Origin of the sequence: Rhizobium sp. H4, from assembly GCF_003013335.1 — a bacterium.
Lineage (GTDB): Bacteria > Pseudomonadota > Alphaproteobacteria > Rhizobiales > Rhizobiaceae > Rhizobium > Rhizobium sophoriradicis.
This window is the reverse complement of sequence record NZ_PSOW01000001.1, coordinates 309,720-325,048: the sequence shown is the minus strand read 5'-3', so window position 1 is coordinate 325,048 and position 15,329 is coordinate 309,720. Positions and strand designations below refer to the sequence as shown.

Below are 15,329 nucleotides of genomic sequence, written 5' to 3'. Positions count from 1 at the left end.
AAGAATTGCGCCGTCGCGGCGTCTTAAAGGAATAAGACTGCGTGTCCGATAAAGTCGAAGCCAAGCCGAACGCCCTCTGGGAAAATATCAAAGTCATCATCCAGGCGCTGATTTTGGCGATGGTGATTCGAACGGTGCTGTTCCAGCCCTTTACCATCCCGTCCGGTTCGATGATGCCGACGCTGCTCGTCGGTGACTACATCTTCGTCAACAAGTTCGCTTACGGCTATTCGAAATATTCGCTGCCCTTCTCGCCGGATATCTCCAATGGACGCCTGTTCGGATCCGATCCGAAGCGCGGCGATATCGTCGTCTTCCGTTTTCCGCCGAATCCCGATATCGACTACATCAAGCGCTGCATCGGCCTGCCCGGCGACCGTATCCAGGTCACCGACGGTGTGCTCTACGTCAACGGCAAGCCGGTTCCGAAGGTGGCGGACGGCACCTTCACCTCGGATTACAAGCTAGATCCGGGTGAGGACGTGCCGGTATTCCGCGAAACGCTTGATAACGGCAAGACCTACGACACGCTCGACCAGTCTCCGGTCTCGCGCGGTGACAACACCCGTGAATTCATCGTGCCGGAAGGCCATTATTTCATGATGGGCGACAACCGCGACAATTCGCTCGACAGCCGCTTTGATGTCGGCTTCGTGCCGGCTGAAAATCTTGTCGGCCGCGCCAGCGTCATCTTCTTCTCGCTCGGCAACGACACGTCGTTCCGCGAAATCTGGAAGTGGCCGACCAACATGCGCTGGGACCGTCTTTTCAAGGTTGTTGAATGAGCAAGGCGCCGACGCTTTCCGCGGCAGACCGCGCAAAGCTTGAAAGCCTGATCGGTTATGACTTCGTCGAAAAGGCACGCCTGGATCGCGCGCTGACCCATGCCAGCGCCCGGACGGAAAAGGGCGGCAATTACGAACGGCTGGAGTTCCTCGGCGACAGGGTCCTCGGGCTCTGCATTGCCGAACTCTTGTTCCGCACCTTCGGCACGGCGGGCGAAGGCGAGCTCTCGGTTCGTCTCAACCAGCTCGTCAGCGCCGAAACCTGCGCTGCGGTCGCCGACGAACTCAACCTTCACCTCTATATCCGCACCGGCGCCGATGTGAAGAAACTGACCGGCAAGCGCATGATGAACGTGCGCGCCGATGTCGTCGAAAGTCTGATCGCGGCGATCTATCTCGACGGAGGCCTCGAGGTCGCGCGGCGTTTCATCCTGCGTTATTGGCAGGGCAGGGCGGTCAGGGCCGATGGCGCCAAGCGCGACGCCAAGACCGAACTGCAGGAATGGTCACACGCGAAGTTTGGCGTTACGCCGATCTACCGGGTTGATGAACGCAGCGGACCGGATCATGATCCGCGCTTCAAGGTGACGGTGGAAGTTGCTGGCATAAAGCCGGAAACCGGCGTAGAGCGGTCGAAGCGTGCCGCCGAACAGGTGGCGGCGACCAAGATGCTCGAGCGCGAAGGCATTTGGCAGCAATCGCCTGCCGGAAACTGACGGGACAATGACACAAGAAGAAGATATCGCGGCTGAAGCTGCTGCAGAAACCCATGGTCCGACGCATTCGGGCTTCGTCGCCCTGATCGGCCCTACCAATGCCGGCAAATCGACGCTGGTCAATCGCCTCGTCGGCGCCAAAGTCTCGATCGTCAGCCACAAGGTGCAGACGACGCGCGCGATCGTGCGCGGCATTGCCATCCACGACAATGCCCAGATCGTCTTCATGGATACCCCGGGCATCTTCAAGCCGCGCCGCCGGCTCGACCGCGCCATGGTGACCTCGGCCTGGGGCGGCGCCAAGGATGCCGATCTGATCATGCTGTTGATCGACAGCGAACGCGGCCTGCGCGGCGATGCCGAAGCCATCCTCGAAGGCCTCAAGGAAGTCCGGCAGCCGAAAATCCTGGTGCTGAACAAGATCGACCGCGTCAATCGCGAGGATCTGCTGGCGCTGGCCGCGAGCGCCAACGACAAGATCGCTTTCGAGCGCACCTTCATGATCTCGGCCGAAAACGGTTCCGGCTGCGACGACGTCATGGACTATCTGGCCGCGACGCTGCCGGAGGGGCCGTGGTACTATCCGGAAGACCAGATCTCCGATCTGCCGATGCGTCAGCTCGCCGCCGAGATCACCCGCGAAAAGCTGTTTCTGCGCCTGCACCAGGAGCTTCCCTATTCCTCGCATGTCGAAACGGAGAAGTGGGAAGAGCGTAAGGACGGCTCGGTGCGCATCGAGCAGGTGATCTATGTCGAGCGCGACAGCCAGAAGAAGATCGCTCTCGGCAAGGGCGGCGAAACCATCAAGGCGATCTCGACGGCCTCCCGCAAGGAGTTGTCGGAGATTCTCGAACAGCAGGTTCACCTCTTCCTGTTCGTCAAGGTCCGCGAGAATTGGGGCGATGATCCCGAGCGGTTCCGTGAAATGGGTCTCGATTTTCCGAAATAGCAGCGGCAAGGATTTCGTCGGGCAGGAGCCAGCCCTTTGTTTCCATGGAAAAAATCGCTTCGTTGCGGAACGAATCCATGGCTTTGCGCATTCCCCGCTCGCCGGTGCGTCGATGAGGGGTGGCCGGTTTCCGCGGCCGCGAGGGCAGGTATGGCATTGTCGAGACCCATCAATTCCTTCAAAACCCCTTGCGAGCTGTGTCCCTTGCGGCCCCTGCCGAATTTCAGGGAGTTCAGCCGCGACGAGCTGGAATTCGTCTCCCGCTTCAAGCGCGGAGAGCTAGCGGTCGATGCCGGTTCCACCATCCTCGTCGAGGGCGCCCACAGCGCCCATCTTTTCACCGTGCTTTCCGGGTGGGGCTTCCGCTACAAGATGCTGGAAGACGGCCGCCGCCAGATCTTGAATTACATCATGCCGGGCGACCTGATCGGCCTGCAGGGAACGATCGCCGGCGAGATGCAGCATTCCATCGAAGCGCTTTCGCCGGTTTCCCTCTGCGTTTTCGAGCGCGACAGGCTGATGACGCTCTATAACAAGCACCCCTCGCTCGCCTTCGACATCACCTGGATCGCCGCGCGCGAGGAGCGGATATTGGATGAACATCTCCTCAGCATCGGCCGCCGCACAGCACTGGAAAGAGCGGCCTATCTGCTCGCATTCCTGTATGAGCGCGGCAGGAAGCTCGATCTTTTCAACGGTCGCAAATTCATCCCCATCACCCAGCAGCACATCGCCGACACCCTCGGGCTTTCGATCGTCCACACCAACAAAACCTTGAGGAAGCTTAGCGAAAGGGGATTGATCCGCTGGCAGGAGCGCGGCTGCGAGGTGCTGAACGGCGAGGAATTGATGGCGATCGCCGGCTGGGAAGGGCTTGGAGAGGGCAAGCGCCCCTTCATCTGAAGCATGTTGCGCAAAGGTGCGCGGTGGTTTTGCGACAGGGACATGGGCAAAGGACCAGACGCGCGAGGAGTGACTTGAAAATCGGGCCTGCGCGTCACTGCAATCCGACAGATGGCAGCATTGTTGCGTGCGGAAACGCACAGCCTGTCCACCTATGTCTTTTTTAAATGCGCATTAGCATCCGGGAAAATAAGGTCGGCCGTCGTCTTTTCCTCCGATTTGATTCTTATTGGCCGGACAGAAAAATGGTTTATTCAGAAATGGTGGCGGAATTCACCGATAGCGTGCCATGCGGGGCACCGGAGGGCAATGATGTTGGCGAAACGGCCGGGGCGCTGCGACATGCGCCCGACGAGGGGCATGGAATCATGAGCGCAAACCGTGTTCTGGTTCTTGAGGACAGTCTGATCATCGCCATGGAGGCGGAGGATATTCTGCGCCTGTCCGGCGTCGACGGCATCGATATCGTCGGCAGCCTGGAACAGGCGAGGGCGGCGATTGCTGCGCAAAGCTATGACTTCGCCCTGCTCGACGTTAATCTCGGCGAGGGCATGAGCTTCGGATTTGCCCGCCATCTTCTCGATGTCGGCATCCCCTTCGGCTTCGTCAGCGGCTATTCCGATACACGCGATTTCCCGCCCGACCTGCAGCATATACCGCTTCTGGTGAAACCTTTCGACGAGAAGGCGATGGGCGAATTCCTGCAGAGGCTTCTTCCGGCTGCGGCTTGACCCTGCCGGACGCCGAAAGCACGCTGTAACGCTCTGAATTACTGCATGATTCCTTAATTCGATTTCGATGTCGGGAATTATGCGGTAGGATGGAATCGGCAGCCGCAGGGACTTTTTTCGATGCAGTGGCAGGACCACGCGATCATTCTGGGCGTCAAGCGTCACGGTGAGACGAGCGTCATCGTCGAAGTTATGACGCGTGATCGCGGCCGCCATCTCGGCCTGGTGCGTTCCGGCCGCTCTCGCGCCATGCAGCCGGTGCTGCAGCCGGGCAATGCGGTGGAAGTCATTTGGCGTGCCCGGCTTGACGAACATCTCGGTGAGTTCCGCGTCGAGCCGGTGACGCTGCGCGCCGCGCGCCTGATGGAAACGGCGACTGCCGTCTATGGCGTCCAGGCGATGGGTGCGCTGCTGCGCCTGCTGCCGGAGCGCGACCCGCATCCGCACCTTTTCGATGCGCTGGAGGTCATCCTCGACCATCTGCACAATCCAGCCGATGCCGGCGAACTCTTCGTGCGTTTCGAACTGGCGGTGCTAAACGATCTCGGCTTCGGTCTCGACCTTGCCGAATGCGCCGCGACCGGCGCCCGTTCCGATCTCGCCTATGTCTCGCCGAAATCCGGCCGCGCCGTCAGCCGCAGCGCCGGTGCGCCGTGGGCGGACAAGATGCTGCTCCTGCCGCCCTTCCTCGGGGTCGACGGCAATCACGCGGCCGACTTCGACAGTCTTGCAGCCGCATTCCGTCTGACGGGGTTCTTCCTGCACCGCCACGTTTATGAACCGCGCGGCATGGAGGCTGCGGCAGCGCGTGACGGCTTCGTCCAGGCCGCCCTCAAGGCGCTCAATCCAACCCTGCGGACGCTTTCCGGTCCGAACGGCGTCTCGGCCTGAGCTCATTTTTTACTGCTGCAAAACATCCTCCGGATTTGGTGGTTTACCCGCCTGGGAGCCCTTCCTATGTCTTGAAGACTGCCAACCATGGAGGAATCTCATGCTGACCAAGACCGCATCACCGACGACGATCACGCTTTGGGACGGCCGCGAAATTCCGCGCCTCGGCATGGGATGCTGGGCAATCGGCGGCCCTTTCTTCGCCGGCGACACGCCGCTTGGCTGGGGTGAGGTCGATGACGACGAATCGGTGGAAGCAATTCATCGTGCCGTCGAGCTTGGCATCCGTTTCTTCGACACCGCCTCGAACTACGGCGCCGGCCATTCGGAGGAGGTGCTTGGTCGGGCAATCGGCAATCGTGGCGACATCATCGTCGCCACCAAATTCGGTTTCGCCACCGATCCCGATACGAAGCAGGCAATCGGCGCCTTCGCCGATGAGGCTTTCATCCGCCGCTCCGTCGAGACATCGCTGCGCCGTCTCAAGCGCGACCGCCTGGATCTCCTGCAGTTTCACCTTAATGATTTTCCGCTGGAACAATCGGATGCCGTCTTCGATACGCTGGAAGCGCTGCGCGCCGAAGGCAAGATCGATGCCTTCGGCTGGAGCACCGATCATCCCGATCGCGCCGCCCGCCATGCCGGGCGAAAGGGCTTTGTCTCGATCCAGCATACGATGAATGTCTTCGAGCCGGTGCCGGAGATGATCGCGGTGGTCGAGCAGAAAGGCCTAATCTCGATCAATCGCGGCCCCCTGGCCATGGGACTGTTGACCGGCAAGTTCACTGCCGACAAGGCGGTCGGCGCCAAGGATGTCCGCGGCGCTGCGCTCGACTGGATGGTCTATTTTAAAGACGGGCGCATGGCCCCGGAATTTGCCGCAAGGCTCGATGCCGTCCGCGACCTTCTCAAATCAGGCGGTCGCACGCTGACGCAGGGGGCGCTCGCCTGGTTGTGGGCAAGGTCGCCGCGCACGTTCCCCATTCCGGGCTTCCGCACCGTCGCCCAGGTGGAGGAAAATGCCGGCGCCCTGGAAAAGGGCCCGCTGTCGGCCGGGGTTATGGCGGAGATCGACGCCGCGCTCGGGCATCCGTGAGAGGTGGGGACTTCCCCAAGCTCCCTCATTCCTGTGCTCGTCACAGGAATCCAGCCACCTCTCCTCTGCGCGGTGAATTACCCAATGCGAGTTTGAAGAAGACTCTCCCGCGCCCAAGGACTTGGGCGCACTGGATTCCTGTGACAGGCACAGGAATGAGGGCGGATGTGGCCGCCCTACCGCCGGTCACGAACCTTCAACGCCCATGCCTCCGGCCTTTCTTCGACGACGCGGACCGCGTCGCCGATCGTGATCCTGCCGCTGCCGCGTGGCGTGACGTTCCAGCCGAACAACGGGCCGGGCACGCGGCGGTCGGCCGACATGCGGATGCGGCCCATAGCCGGCATCGGGTTTGCCAGCTCGCGTGACCCGGTCAGCTGGTCCTGCGTCGTCATGATGCAGCGCGAGCAGGGTTTGACGAGATCGAAGCGAATGCCGGCGATCTCGATCGCCGCCCAGCGGTCCTCCGGCCAGGCCTCGTCGGTGTCTATGACGATGTTCGGTCGGAAGCGCTCCATGCCGACGCTGCCTTCGCCATGGGCGGCGAGATCGTCGTTCAGCGCCCGCAGCGAACCGGTCGTCGTCACCAGGATCTGATAGCCGTCGGTAAAGCTCACGGGGGTGCCTTCGCCGGCCCATTCGGCATTCGCCGTCCGCTGTGCCTGTCCGTCGAAAAATACCAGCCGCACCTCGCGGCCGAGCCATTCGGAAAGCTGGCGATTGCTCTCTGCATCGGCGACGGCGGCGCTGACGGTCGATTTCCACACGCTCACATCCATGCGGATTTCAGGCCGGGGTGCCGGCACCGATATCTCAGGCTTGCCTTGCATCAGCAGCCGAAAGGCGCCGGCCTCCGGCCGTATTTCGATGCGCGCGAGGTCCGGCAGTTCGCGCTGGGTGATGAAGTGGCCGTGCGGGTCGGTGATCATCGCTCGCCGGTCGCCGGGAAGCCCATAGGCGTCAATATCGGCGGCGGGCAGCGCAATGGCCCGAGCGCTCTTGAGCGGGTAGATGAAGAGGTCGCTGACACGCATGCCGTACTCCTAAATTTCGTCCATGAATGCCGAGAGAAAATCACGCAGACTTTTGTCACGCGCGGCCGCCAGCCGGCGGCCGGTCTCGGTCTGGAACCCTTCCGCCAGTTTGAACAGCTTCGTCTGGAAATGGTCAATGGCATAACGCTTGTCGTCGAGGGGACGGTTCGTTGCCGCCGGGTCGAACGGATCATAGAGCCCGGATCCCATTCGCCCGCCGATATAGAAGCAGCGTGCGGCGCCGACCATGCCGATCGCGTCCAGCCGGTCGGCATCCTGCAGGATCTTCGCCTCGATCGTCCGAGGCGTCACCCCGGCGGAGAAACTGTGAGCGGTGATTGCATGGCCGACGGTGCCGATATCCGCTGCACTCCAGCCGAGTTCGGCCAGGATCACTGAGGCTTTTTCCGCCGCCAGCGCCGATGCTTTGGCCCGCAAGGGCGAATTCTTCTCAACCGCGACGCAGTCGTGCAGCAGCACCGCAGCAGCGAGGATGCGTCCATCTCCGCCTTCGCCCGCATGGATGCGCATGGCGTTTCTGAAGACGCGCAGGATATGGGCGAGATCGTGTGAGCCGTCGTCGCCTTCGGTTGCGTGCGCAATCAGCGCCGCTGCGAGCGTCTCATGAGGGGAGAAGGCTTCGGCCTTGAACATTGCGCCACCTGTTATCGGGAAAATTGTCCATAGAGCACCGAAAGCGGATGCGGCTTCCGGGACGTGGCCCGGCTACGAAGAGTTGCAGAACACAGAGCCGGTGTAGCGGCTTGCCATGCGAGTCGCAATCATGAGGAGCTCAGCGCTGTCCTCAGGAGAAGTCCGTCGCACCGTCGCTCTTCGGCGGTATGGAGAGAAGGTGCGGCACGTCTCGAGCGGGGCGCGGCGGACTAATGTGATAGCCCTGGATCTCGTCGCATTCCTCGCATTCGAGCAGCGCCAGCTGGGCGGCCGTCTCGACGCCTTCGACAGTGACGCGCATGCCGAGCGCATCGCCGAGCAGGATGATTGCGCGCATGATCGCATACGCTTCCTTATTGTCGACGATGTCATTGACGAAGGATTTGTCGATCTTGATCTTGTCGAAGGGAAAGCTCGAGAGATAGCTCAGAGAGGAGTATCCGGTTCCGAAGTCGTCCATCGAGATGCGGATACCGCGCTCCTTCAGTGCGTGCAGGATCGGCAGCACCTCGCTGAGGTTCTCCATCAGCACGCTCTCGGTGATTTCGAGTTCGAGCCGTGACGGCGATAGCGCAGCGGCGGCAAGCGCTTCGCTGACATCCTGCCTCAGATCGCTGCTGCTGAACTGGATCGCCGAAACATTGACCGCCACCTTGATTCCTTCCGGCCATTGCGCCGCATCGCTGCAGGCCCGGCGCAAAACCCAGCGGCCAATATCGACGACGAGCCCGACCTCCTCGGCAAGCGGGATGAAATCCATCGGCGATACGCGGCCGCGGATCGGGTGGTTCCAGCGGATCAGCGCTTCGAAACCACAGATCCGCCGCTTGGAAAGGTCGTAGAGCGGCTGGTAGTGCAGCTCGAATTCTTCCTTTTCGACGGCGGCGCGAAGATCTGCCTCGAGAGCATGGCGCAACTGCATCTGCGCATCCATCTCGCGGGTGAAAAAGCGCTCGCCCTTGCGGCCGTCGGCTTTGGCATGCAACAGCGCCACGCCGGCATTTTTCAAAAGGATATCCGTTTCTTCGCCATCCCTGGGAGCGATTGCGATGCCCATGGAGACGCTGAGCTCCACCCTTTTTTCGCCGTGCAGGAATGGTTCGGAAAGCGCGCGGCGGATCCGGTCGGCCAAGGCCGTCACATTCCAGGGCTGCTGCTTACCCGCCTGCAGGATGGCGAATTCGTCTGAGCCGAGTCGCGCCAGAGTATTTTCCGAGCCGGCCGAGGCTCGGATGCGCTCGGCGACCTGCTGCAGGATCTTGTCGCCAACCGACACCCCGATCGTATTATTGATCGATTTGAAGCGGTCGAGATTGAGGTGGACGAGGGCAATCTGCTCGTCCGGCTTGCGTTCCGCAAGCGTGGCATCGACCTGCTCGCGGAAATAGATGCGATTGGGAAGATCCGTCAGGAGGTCGTGATGGGCGAGATAGGCGATACGCTCTGCTGCCTTTCGATCCTCCGTCACGTCGGCATGGATGGCGATGTTGCTGCCGTCGGAGAGGATCTTCACCACGCTTTGAATAATGCGGCCGTCATTCATCAGCCATTCGCGCCGGCGGATGCTGCTGCTCCCCGCCTTGGCGGAGGCACGTCGGCCGGTTCGCCGGCCGCTGGGTGAGACGGCGCTCTCGCTGCCGCGCATTTTTCCAATAAGCTCGGTAATCGTTGCGCCCGCCGCGATATCCTCCGGCGTCAGCCCGAAGAGCTGGTGGAAGCGGCTATTGTAGAGTGTCAGCCGCTGGTCGGCGTCGAAGACGCTGAGGCCGAGCGGCAGGTTGTTGAGGACGATCTCGAAGAGCTTTTTCTGTCCGTCGAACGCCTGGCTGAGGGCCGAAAGATTGCCTCTCAGAGACTGGTTTTCCTTCAGCAGCTTTTCCGCGCCCTTCTCGATTGCGTCATAGTCGCTTTCATGGCCGCGATAGGTTGCGATCACCAGCTCCATCAGACGCTGCGCGTCGATGGATCCGTCGGCCATGACAGCCTCTGTGCATTGCCGCCAGAAGAGCGCTTCAGCTTTCATGGGAAGCGTCTTGGAGAACGGCCACGGCAAAAACCGCCCGCCATTGACGTACGTGCCTCAAAATATCGGACCCTCAAAGACAAACATGGATTCGATTTCTACAAACGCTGGTGGCAAAACCGCAGATTATTCTGGAGCTGCCGAATTAATATTCGGTTGCAGTGCAGCAGGCGTATACGCGGCTCGAACGGGGGTTTTTATATCAAAAACCGCTGAAATATCGCGGAGGCTGCCGGCGAAGAGCCAAGTTGGCTGCCATTCGTTAATGGCTGTCAATCTTCATTAATGAGAAGTTAACAACTTATTGACGCACTGCGCAAATCAGTTTAACCACCGAGTCACTCGTTATCTTTCGCTCTCGTATTGCGTACAAACACCACCGGCAAAAGGCGGTGAATGGAGGTTTGTATGACCCAAACTACATCCGTTTCAGATACTTCATACGCATATCTTGCCACACTTTCGCGGCTCGATTCCAATGGTGACGGCGTGCTCAGCCGCGGCGAACGTGCCGCCGACCACAAGCCCGGTATCATCAAGCAGCTGCTGGAAGACGACGCGGCCGGCGATACACAGCCGAAATTTTCCGGCAGCCTGATTGCGCTGATGATGGACACGCGCGACACCGCCACGACGAGCAGCATCGCCGTTCCCTATCCATTGCAGCAGACCGCGCCTGCCACCGGCGATCAAGGCGATGATCTTTACCGCAACACCTACGGCCAGTTCGATTTTGACGCCGTCGCCTGACGGTGTCTAGAACCAGATCATCAGCAAGCCGGCCCGTTGGTCGGCTTTTTCGTTGGATGGTCCGCAGAGGAACACCTTCCGGGCTGGCACGTTCAGAAGGACAACCGGAGGGAAGGAGATCTCCATGAAAGCCATGCGCATCATCGCCGCCGTGAGCCTGCTTGCGATTGCCTTGCCGGCGGGCGCTCAGGACAAGCAGACCGCGGTCGCCAATTTCGTCGGCAAGGACGGCAAGGAGACCGGCCGCGCCCAGCTGACCGCCGCTGCCAATGGAGGCGTGCTGATCGAAGTGGAGATATCGGGGCTGCCGGCGAATAAATGGGTGGCCTTTCATGTTCACGAGACCGGTCGCTGCGATGCGGCAACGCATCACGAATCGGCAGGCGGTCATTTCAACCCGAGCTCGGCCGAGCACGGGATTCTGGCGGCCAAGGGACCCCATCCCGGCGATATGCCCAATCAATATGTCGGACAGGACGGCGTGTTGAGAGCCCAGATATTCGACGGCATGGTCACGCTCGACGGCAAGAAGGACGGCATCCGCGGCCGCGCATTGATGGTGCATGCCAATTCGGACGATTATCGCAGCCAGCCCTCCGGGGACGCCGGGGAGAGACTTGCCTGCGGCGTTGTTCAATAGGCCGACGACCGCCCCGCGCAGCAATGTTTCACTGCCGCGTCTGCTTTTCGGCCGGAGCGGTGCCGTTGGACCTCTTTCCCGGCGCGGAATTTGCATCGTCGCGCAAAGCGGCCGAATCGTCCTTTTCGTCGAAGGCAAGTTTTACCCGCTTCACCATGTCCCGGCTGACCTGCCACCAGTCACCGGTCTTTGCCCAGTAGCGCAGCGTTACCGATATTGTGCTGTCACCGAGGCTGTCGATGAAAACGCTGGGTGCCGGTGACGGCAGCACCCTGGGATTGTCTTCGGCAATGCCCATCAACGACTCCATCGCCAAATCAAGATCATCCTCCCGAGAAATGCTGACCTTCAGGTCGTTCTGCCGCGTCGGTTCGCGGCTGAAGTTGGTAATCGGCGTATTCCAGAGCGTCGAATTCGGCGCCAGCCGATAGAGCCCGTCGCCGGTTCTGAGTTCTGTCGCAAACAGCCCGATCTCGCGCACCGTGCCGGCCACGCTGCTGGTCTCGATATATTCGCCGACGCGGAACGGTCTGAGGATCAGCAGCATGATGCCGGCCGCAATATTCTGCAGCGTCCCTTGCAGCGCCAGCCCGATCGCCAGGCCGGCTGCGCCGAGAGCGGCGATGATCGAGGCGGTCTGGACGCCGAATTGGCCGAGCACGGTGATGAACACCAGGATCAGCAGCGCATAGCGGATGACATTGGTGAAGAAGCGCGCCAATGTCTCGTCGATGCCATGGATGCGCGACAGGCCTTCATAGGCCCAGCGGCTGACGAAGCCTGCCAGCGTCCAACCGACGATGAGCAGGATCACCGCTCCGAGGATGGAGAAGGAATACTGGACGGCGAGCGCGCTTGCCTGGCTGAGTGCCGTGCGGGTGGCAAGAAGGACGTCGGCTGCGTGTTGTTCCATGATTTGGCCCTGCGGATTGTGCGTGGTCCAAGGCAAGATGGAGCAGGCCGCCGCAGCGTCAACCGCAGGCGGCGTCCCGAATCGCAAGCAAAAACGGCGCATTGCCGTCGGCGTCGGCGCCGCGCCCGATGGCCCGGACGGCCGCGACCAGCCGGCCGCGGCGGTCAAGCAAGGTGTCGCCGATCTCGATCAGCCGGGTATTCGGGGTCGCAAAAGGTGAGGCGGCGCGCAGCCGCAGGGCAAGCCCTTCCTCGCTCTGATCCGGTGCGAGCGACAGGGCGGCGATCAAGGCGGCCGCCGGCGAGCGCGACACACCCATCCAGCAATGGATGAGCAGCGGCGTCTCCTGCCGCCACGATGCGGCAAACTCGATAAGCGCCTGCACATGCGTTTCATCAGGCGCCACGAGACCGCCGGTGCCCTTGAACGCGATATCGTTCATCGCAAGCGTCAGGTGACGCTCGGGCGCGATCACGCCCGGCCGGTGAAAAGCCTGTTCTTTGGCGATCAAGCTGATCATGTCACGTGCCTTGTGGCGCACCGCCATTTCGGCGATGCGTGACAGCGGCGAGACGACGATGATGCTCACGATCCCACCTCCCGCTCGGCCTCGATCGCAGCGAAACGCTCGCAGAACAGCCGCTGCGCTTCCACTGCCGGAAGCGGTTCGATCATCAGCATTTCCCTGCTGATGCCGCGCGGCTGACCGAAGAATTTTTGCGCTTCGGCCGGCGTGAAACCGGCAAGCACCGTCGCCTCGAAATAGGCGGCAATCGCGTCGGCCCTCTTGATCCGGTCCTTGAGGTCGCGCGTGGGGTGCGGCGGCAGGCCGAAGCGCAGGTGCACGGCCGCCTCCAACCGCATTTCTACCGTCTTGTAGCCGCCGCCGACCACCGATTTGAACGGCGAGATCATGTCTCCGATCACATATTCCGGGGCGTCGTGCAGCAGCGCCATCAGGCACTCCTCCGGCCGGGCATTGTTGAAACGGCGGAAAATATCTTCGACGACGAGACTGTGCTGCGCCACCGAAAAAGCATGATCGCCCGATGTCTGGCCGTTCCAGCGGGCGACGCGCGCGAGCCCATGGGCGATGTCGGCGAGTTCGACATCGAGCGGCGAGGGGTCGAGCAGGTCGAGCCTGCGCCCGGACAGCATGCGTTGCCAGGCGCGCGGAGCCTTAGTCGTCAAGCGCTGGCCTCGTCGCTGCTGGTGGGGAAGACAAGGCCGGACCATTGCGGTAGGGCGAGAGCAACCGGCGTCTCGCCGGCCAGCAGCGGCGTGCCTTCCGCCATCGCGGCGCCGGCGCGGTCGATTCGCACGATCGCAAGTCCGCTGCCGCCTGCGACGGAACCGAGTGTGCCCACAGGCTTGCCGGCAGCAGTGATCTCGGTGCCCGTGCCCGGCAGAGCCGCTGCGGCGGATACCGTGACGACGCGCCGGCGCGCGGTGCCGCGGTGCTGCATGCGCGAAACCACCTCCTGTCCGACATAGCAGCCTTTCTTGAAGGAGAGGCCGCCGTTCAGATCCAACAGCACGTCATGCGGAAAGGCATCCTGCAGCGCGAAGTCCGATCCCGATATCGCAATGCCGTGGGCGATTCGCAACGCGTCGTAGAGCGCCTCAGCGCCGTCACCATGCCGTCCCGGCCGGCGGGTCAGCGCAATACCGGCCTTGGCGAAGCGGCTGTCCCGGACGCCTCGGCTGTCCCCAACGCTCTCGGCGTCTCTGATGCCATCCTCATCTTCGCCCCAGCAAACGCTGACGCCTTCTTCGGCGACGAGCGCAAGCGTGACTGCGGCCCGAAGCCTGTACATCGTCAGCCGCTTCAAGAGCCCGTCGCGCTGGTCGGCGTTCGTCTCGATCACATAGCCGTCGCCGTCCTGCCAGATCATGAAGTCGAACAGGATCTTGCCCTGCGGCGTCAGCAGCGCCCCGGGCCGCGCCTCGTCTGAAGCAAGCGAGGTGATATCGGTGGTGATCAGGTTCTGCAGGAAGGATTGAGCGTCCGCGCCGCCGACGGAGAGCAATGAGCGGTCTTTCAGGAATACGGCTGGCATGGCGGAACCTGTCGCGTTGATCATCGCTCAGAGGTATGACTTCAGGAGGTGGATCGCAAGCGCCATGCGGCTTGCGTGAGGCGTCAGTCGCCTGCCGTGAAGAATTTCCATTTGCCGTCGGGCGTAATGCCGAGGCGGTAGAAATTATATCCGCCGAATTCCTGCATGTCGGACAGATCGCCGGCGGTGACGATGCGCAGCAGTTCGACGCGCTCCGGCGGCGTCAGCGACTTCAAGTCTTTCTCGGCGAAATAGGGCCAGACATACATCTCTTCGGCTGTGCCCTGGCCGACATGCACGAAGCCTGTCGAGACGATGTCGAGCATGATGGCAAGGATTTCGTCCCCATCGGGATCGCCGGAAAGATCCTTCAGCGTGCCGATCGGATCGTCTGTAGGCTCGCCGACGGTCACCTGCGTCTGCTCTGCGCCGGCGCCCATCAGCGGCCGCAGCCGTTCGAGATCGCCGGAGGCGGCCGCCTCGACGATCTGCTGGCGCATCTTGCGCACCGGCTCGGGCGCCTTGCTGATGTCGTGGATCACCTCGACGGGCTTGGAACTGTCCTGTGTGCCCGGCGTTTTGTCGACGCCCTGGCTGTTCTGGCTGTTGACCAGCGGGTCGGCCATGGGAACGCCGGGGGTGGTACCGCCCTGCGGCTGGCTCTGCCCCTGGGCGCTTCCCTGTGCCGCCTGATCGTTCGGCCGGCCGGGGATCTTGTGCAGTTCGGAAAGCGCGTAGGCAGAGGGCGCAAGGGCGAGGCTGCCGACGGCAAGGCTGAATACAAGCATCACCGGCGCGAGCGGAATTCGCGAAACTTTCTCTTTACCGATGCGCATCGAACTCTCTGATAATAATTATTGCAGGGTGCGGTTGGCGGAGAATTCGCCGGCAAGCATACGGTCGCGCAGCGAATCGAGCAGAGCTTCGGCGCTGCTTTCCCCATGCAATCTAATGGTCTCGCGCAGTGCATGCGCGATGGCGGCATCAGCAATGATCTCAGGCTCGATCCCGTCGGCCATGCCGTCGGCCCAAGCCTCGTTCTGGTACTCCAGAGCCGCCTGCATCTTTTCGTGGACGATCATGTCGTCGATCTCGTTGAGGCTTGCTTCCATTGTCTTTTCCTCAGAACTTCTCATCTCTTACTGCACCGTTAACAACACTAA

Annotated in this window: 18 protein-coding genes; 9 read left to right on the top strand and 9 right to left on the bottom strand. The window is 61.7% G+C overall.

Features of this window, described 5'->3' with window-relative positions; genetic code table 11:
• Positions 1 to 41: 41 nt before the first annotated feature.
• From lepB to C4N04_RS01620, 7 genes are all read left to right on the top strand, one after another.
• Positions 42 to 785 carry a signal peptidase I gene (gene lepB / locus C4N04_RS01650; RefSeq protein ID WP_038687925.1) on the top strand — a complete coding sequence of 248 codons (744 nt, stop codon included), beginning with the start codon at positions 42 to 44 and terminating at the stop codon, positions 783 to 785.
• Complete coding sequence (gene rnc / locus C4N04_RS01645; RefSeq protein ID WP_038687928.1) at positions 782 to 1,501, top strand: ribonuclease III; 720 nt, start codon at positions 782 to 784, stop codon at positions 1,499 to 1,501. The genes lepB and rnc overlap by 4 nt, the downstream gene beginning before the upstream one ends.
• Positions 1,502 to 1,508: 7 nt before the next feature.
• Positions 1,509 to 2,450: a GTPase Era gene (gene era, locus C4N04_RS01640; RefSeq protein ID WP_009995497.1), complete on the top strand. Its 942-nt coding sequence runs from the start codon at positions 1,509 to 1,511 to the stop codon at positions 2,448 to 2,450.
• Positions 2,451 to 2,600: 150 nt separating this feature from the next.
• Positions 2,601 to 3,353 carry a Crp/Fnr family transcriptional regulator gene (locus tag C4N04_RS01635; RefSeq protein WP_039618847.1) on the top strand — a complete coding sequence of 251 codons (753 nt, stop codon included), beginning with the start codon at positions 2,601 to 2,603 and terminating at the stop codon, positions 3,351 to 3,353.
• Between the two features lie 245 nt (positions 3,354 to 3,598).
• The gene (locus tag C4N04_RS01630) at positions 3,599 to 4,084 is read left to right on the top strand and encodes a response regulator (protein ID WP_106795389.1); all 486 of its coding nucleotides are present in this window, start codon (positions 3,599 to 3,601) and stop codon (positions 4,082 to 4,084) included.
• Between the two features lie 120 nt (positions 4,085 to 4,204).
• Positions 4,205 to 4,975, top strand: coding sequence for a DNA repair protein RecO (gene recO, locus C4N04_RS01625; protein ID WP_039618849.1), 771 nt, complete (start codon positions 4,205 to 4,207; stop codon positions 4,973 to 4,975).
• A 100-nt stretch (positions 4,976 to 5,075) separates the two neighbouring features.
• Positions 5,076 to 6,071, top strand: a complete 996-nt coding sequence (locus tag C4N04_RS01620) for an aldo/keto reductase (protein WP_106795290.1) — start codon at positions 5,076 to 5,078, stop codon at positions 6,069 to 6,071.
• A 176-nt stretch (positions 6,072 to 6,247) separates the two neighbouring features.
• On the opposite strand, the gene C4N04_RS01610 is transcribed toward C4N04_RS01620, so the two are convergent.
• From C4N04_RS01610 to C4N04_RS01600, 3 genes are all read right to left on the bottom strand, one after another.
• A complete protein-coding gene (locus C4N04_RS01610) occupies positions 6,248 to 7,105 on the bottom strand; it encodes an MOSC domain-containing protein (RefSeq protein ID WP_038687936.1) in 858 nt (285 codons plus the stop codon).
• 9 nt (positions 7,106 to 7,114) lie between these two features.
• A complete protein-coding gene (locus tag C4N04_RS01605) occupies positions 7,115 to 7,759 on the bottom strand; it encodes an HD domain-containing protein (protein WP_106795289.1) in 645 nt (214 codons plus the stop codon).
• Between the two features lie 151 nt (positions 7,760 to 7,910).
• Complete coding sequence (locus tag C4N04_RS01600; RefSeq protein ID WP_106795288.1) at positions 7,911 to 9,803, bottom strand: EAL domain-containing protein; 1,893 nt, start codon at positions 9,801 to 9,803, stop codon at positions 7,911 to 7,913.
• Between the two features lie 396 nt (positions 9,804 to 10,199).
• On the opposite strand from C4N04_RS01600, the gene C4N04_RS01595 reads away from it, so the two are divergent.
• Together C4N04_RS01595 and C4N04_RS01590 are read left to right on the top strand one after the other, a co-directional pair.
• Positions 10,200 to 10,553, top strand: a complete 354-nt coding sequence (locus C4N04_RS01595) for a hypothetical protein (RefSeq protein ID WP_199852435.1) — start codon at positions 10,200 to 10,202, stop codon at positions 10,551 to 10,553.
• A gap of 124 nt (positions 10,554 to 10,677) precedes the next feature.
• Positions 10,678 to 11,193 carry a superoxide dismutase family protein gene (locus C4N04_RS01590; RefSeq protein WP_096762199.1) on the top strand — a complete coding sequence of 172 codons (516 nt, stop codon included), beginning with the start codon at positions 10,678 to 10,680 and terminating at the stop codon, positions 11,191 to 11,193.
• 28 nt (positions 11,194 to 11,221) lie between these two features.
• Here the strand turns inward: C4N04_RS01590 and C4N04_RS01585 are convergent, their stop codons facing one another.
• The 6 genes from C4N04_RS01585 to C4N04_RS01560 form a co-directional block, all read right to left on the bottom strand.
• Complete coding sequence (locus C4N04_RS01585; protein ID WP_077993159.1) at positions 11,222 to 12,106, bottom strand: mechanosensitive ion channel domain-containing protein; 885 nt, start codon at positions 12,104 to 12,106, stop codon at positions 11,222 to 11,224.
• Positions 12,107 to 12,164: 58 nt separating this feature from the next.
• On the bottom strand, positions 12,165 to 12,695 hold the full coding sequence (locus C4N04_RS01580; protein WP_077993160.1) for a tyrosine phosphatase family protein: 531 nt from the start codon (positions 12,693 to 12,695) through the stop codon (positions 12,165 to 12,167).
• Complete coding sequence (locus tag C4N04_RS01575) at positions 12,692 to 13,264, bottom strand: HD family hydrolase (RefSeq protein WP_051649839.1); 573 nt, start codon at positions 13,262 to 13,264, stop codon at positions 12,692 to 12,694. The genes C4N04_RS01580 and C4N04_RS01575 overlap by 4 nt, the downstream gene beginning before the upstream one ends.
• A gap of 29 nt (positions 13,265 to 13,293) precedes the next feature.
• The gene (locus C4N04_RS01570) at positions 13,294 to 14,166 is read right to left on the bottom strand and encodes a folate-binding protein YgfZ (protein ID WP_106795286.1); all 873 of its coding nucleotides are present in this window, start codon (positions 14,164 to 14,166) and stop codon (positions 13,294 to 13,296) included.
• Between the two features lie 83 nt (positions 14,167 to 14,249).
• A complete protein-coding gene (locus C4N04_RS01565) occupies positions 14,250 to 15,002 on the bottom strand; it encodes a hypothetical protein (RefSeq protein ID WP_106795285.1) in 753 nt (250 codons plus the stop codon).
• An 18-nt stretch (positions 15,003 to 15,020) separates the two neighbouring features.
• Positions 15,021 to 15,278, bottom strand: coding sequence for a hypothetical protein (locus C4N04_RS01560; RefSeq protein WP_004675135.1), 258 nt, complete (start codon positions 15,276 to 15,278; stop codon positions 15,021 to 15,023).
• Between the last annotated feature and the right edge of the window lie 51 nt (positions 15,279 to 15,329).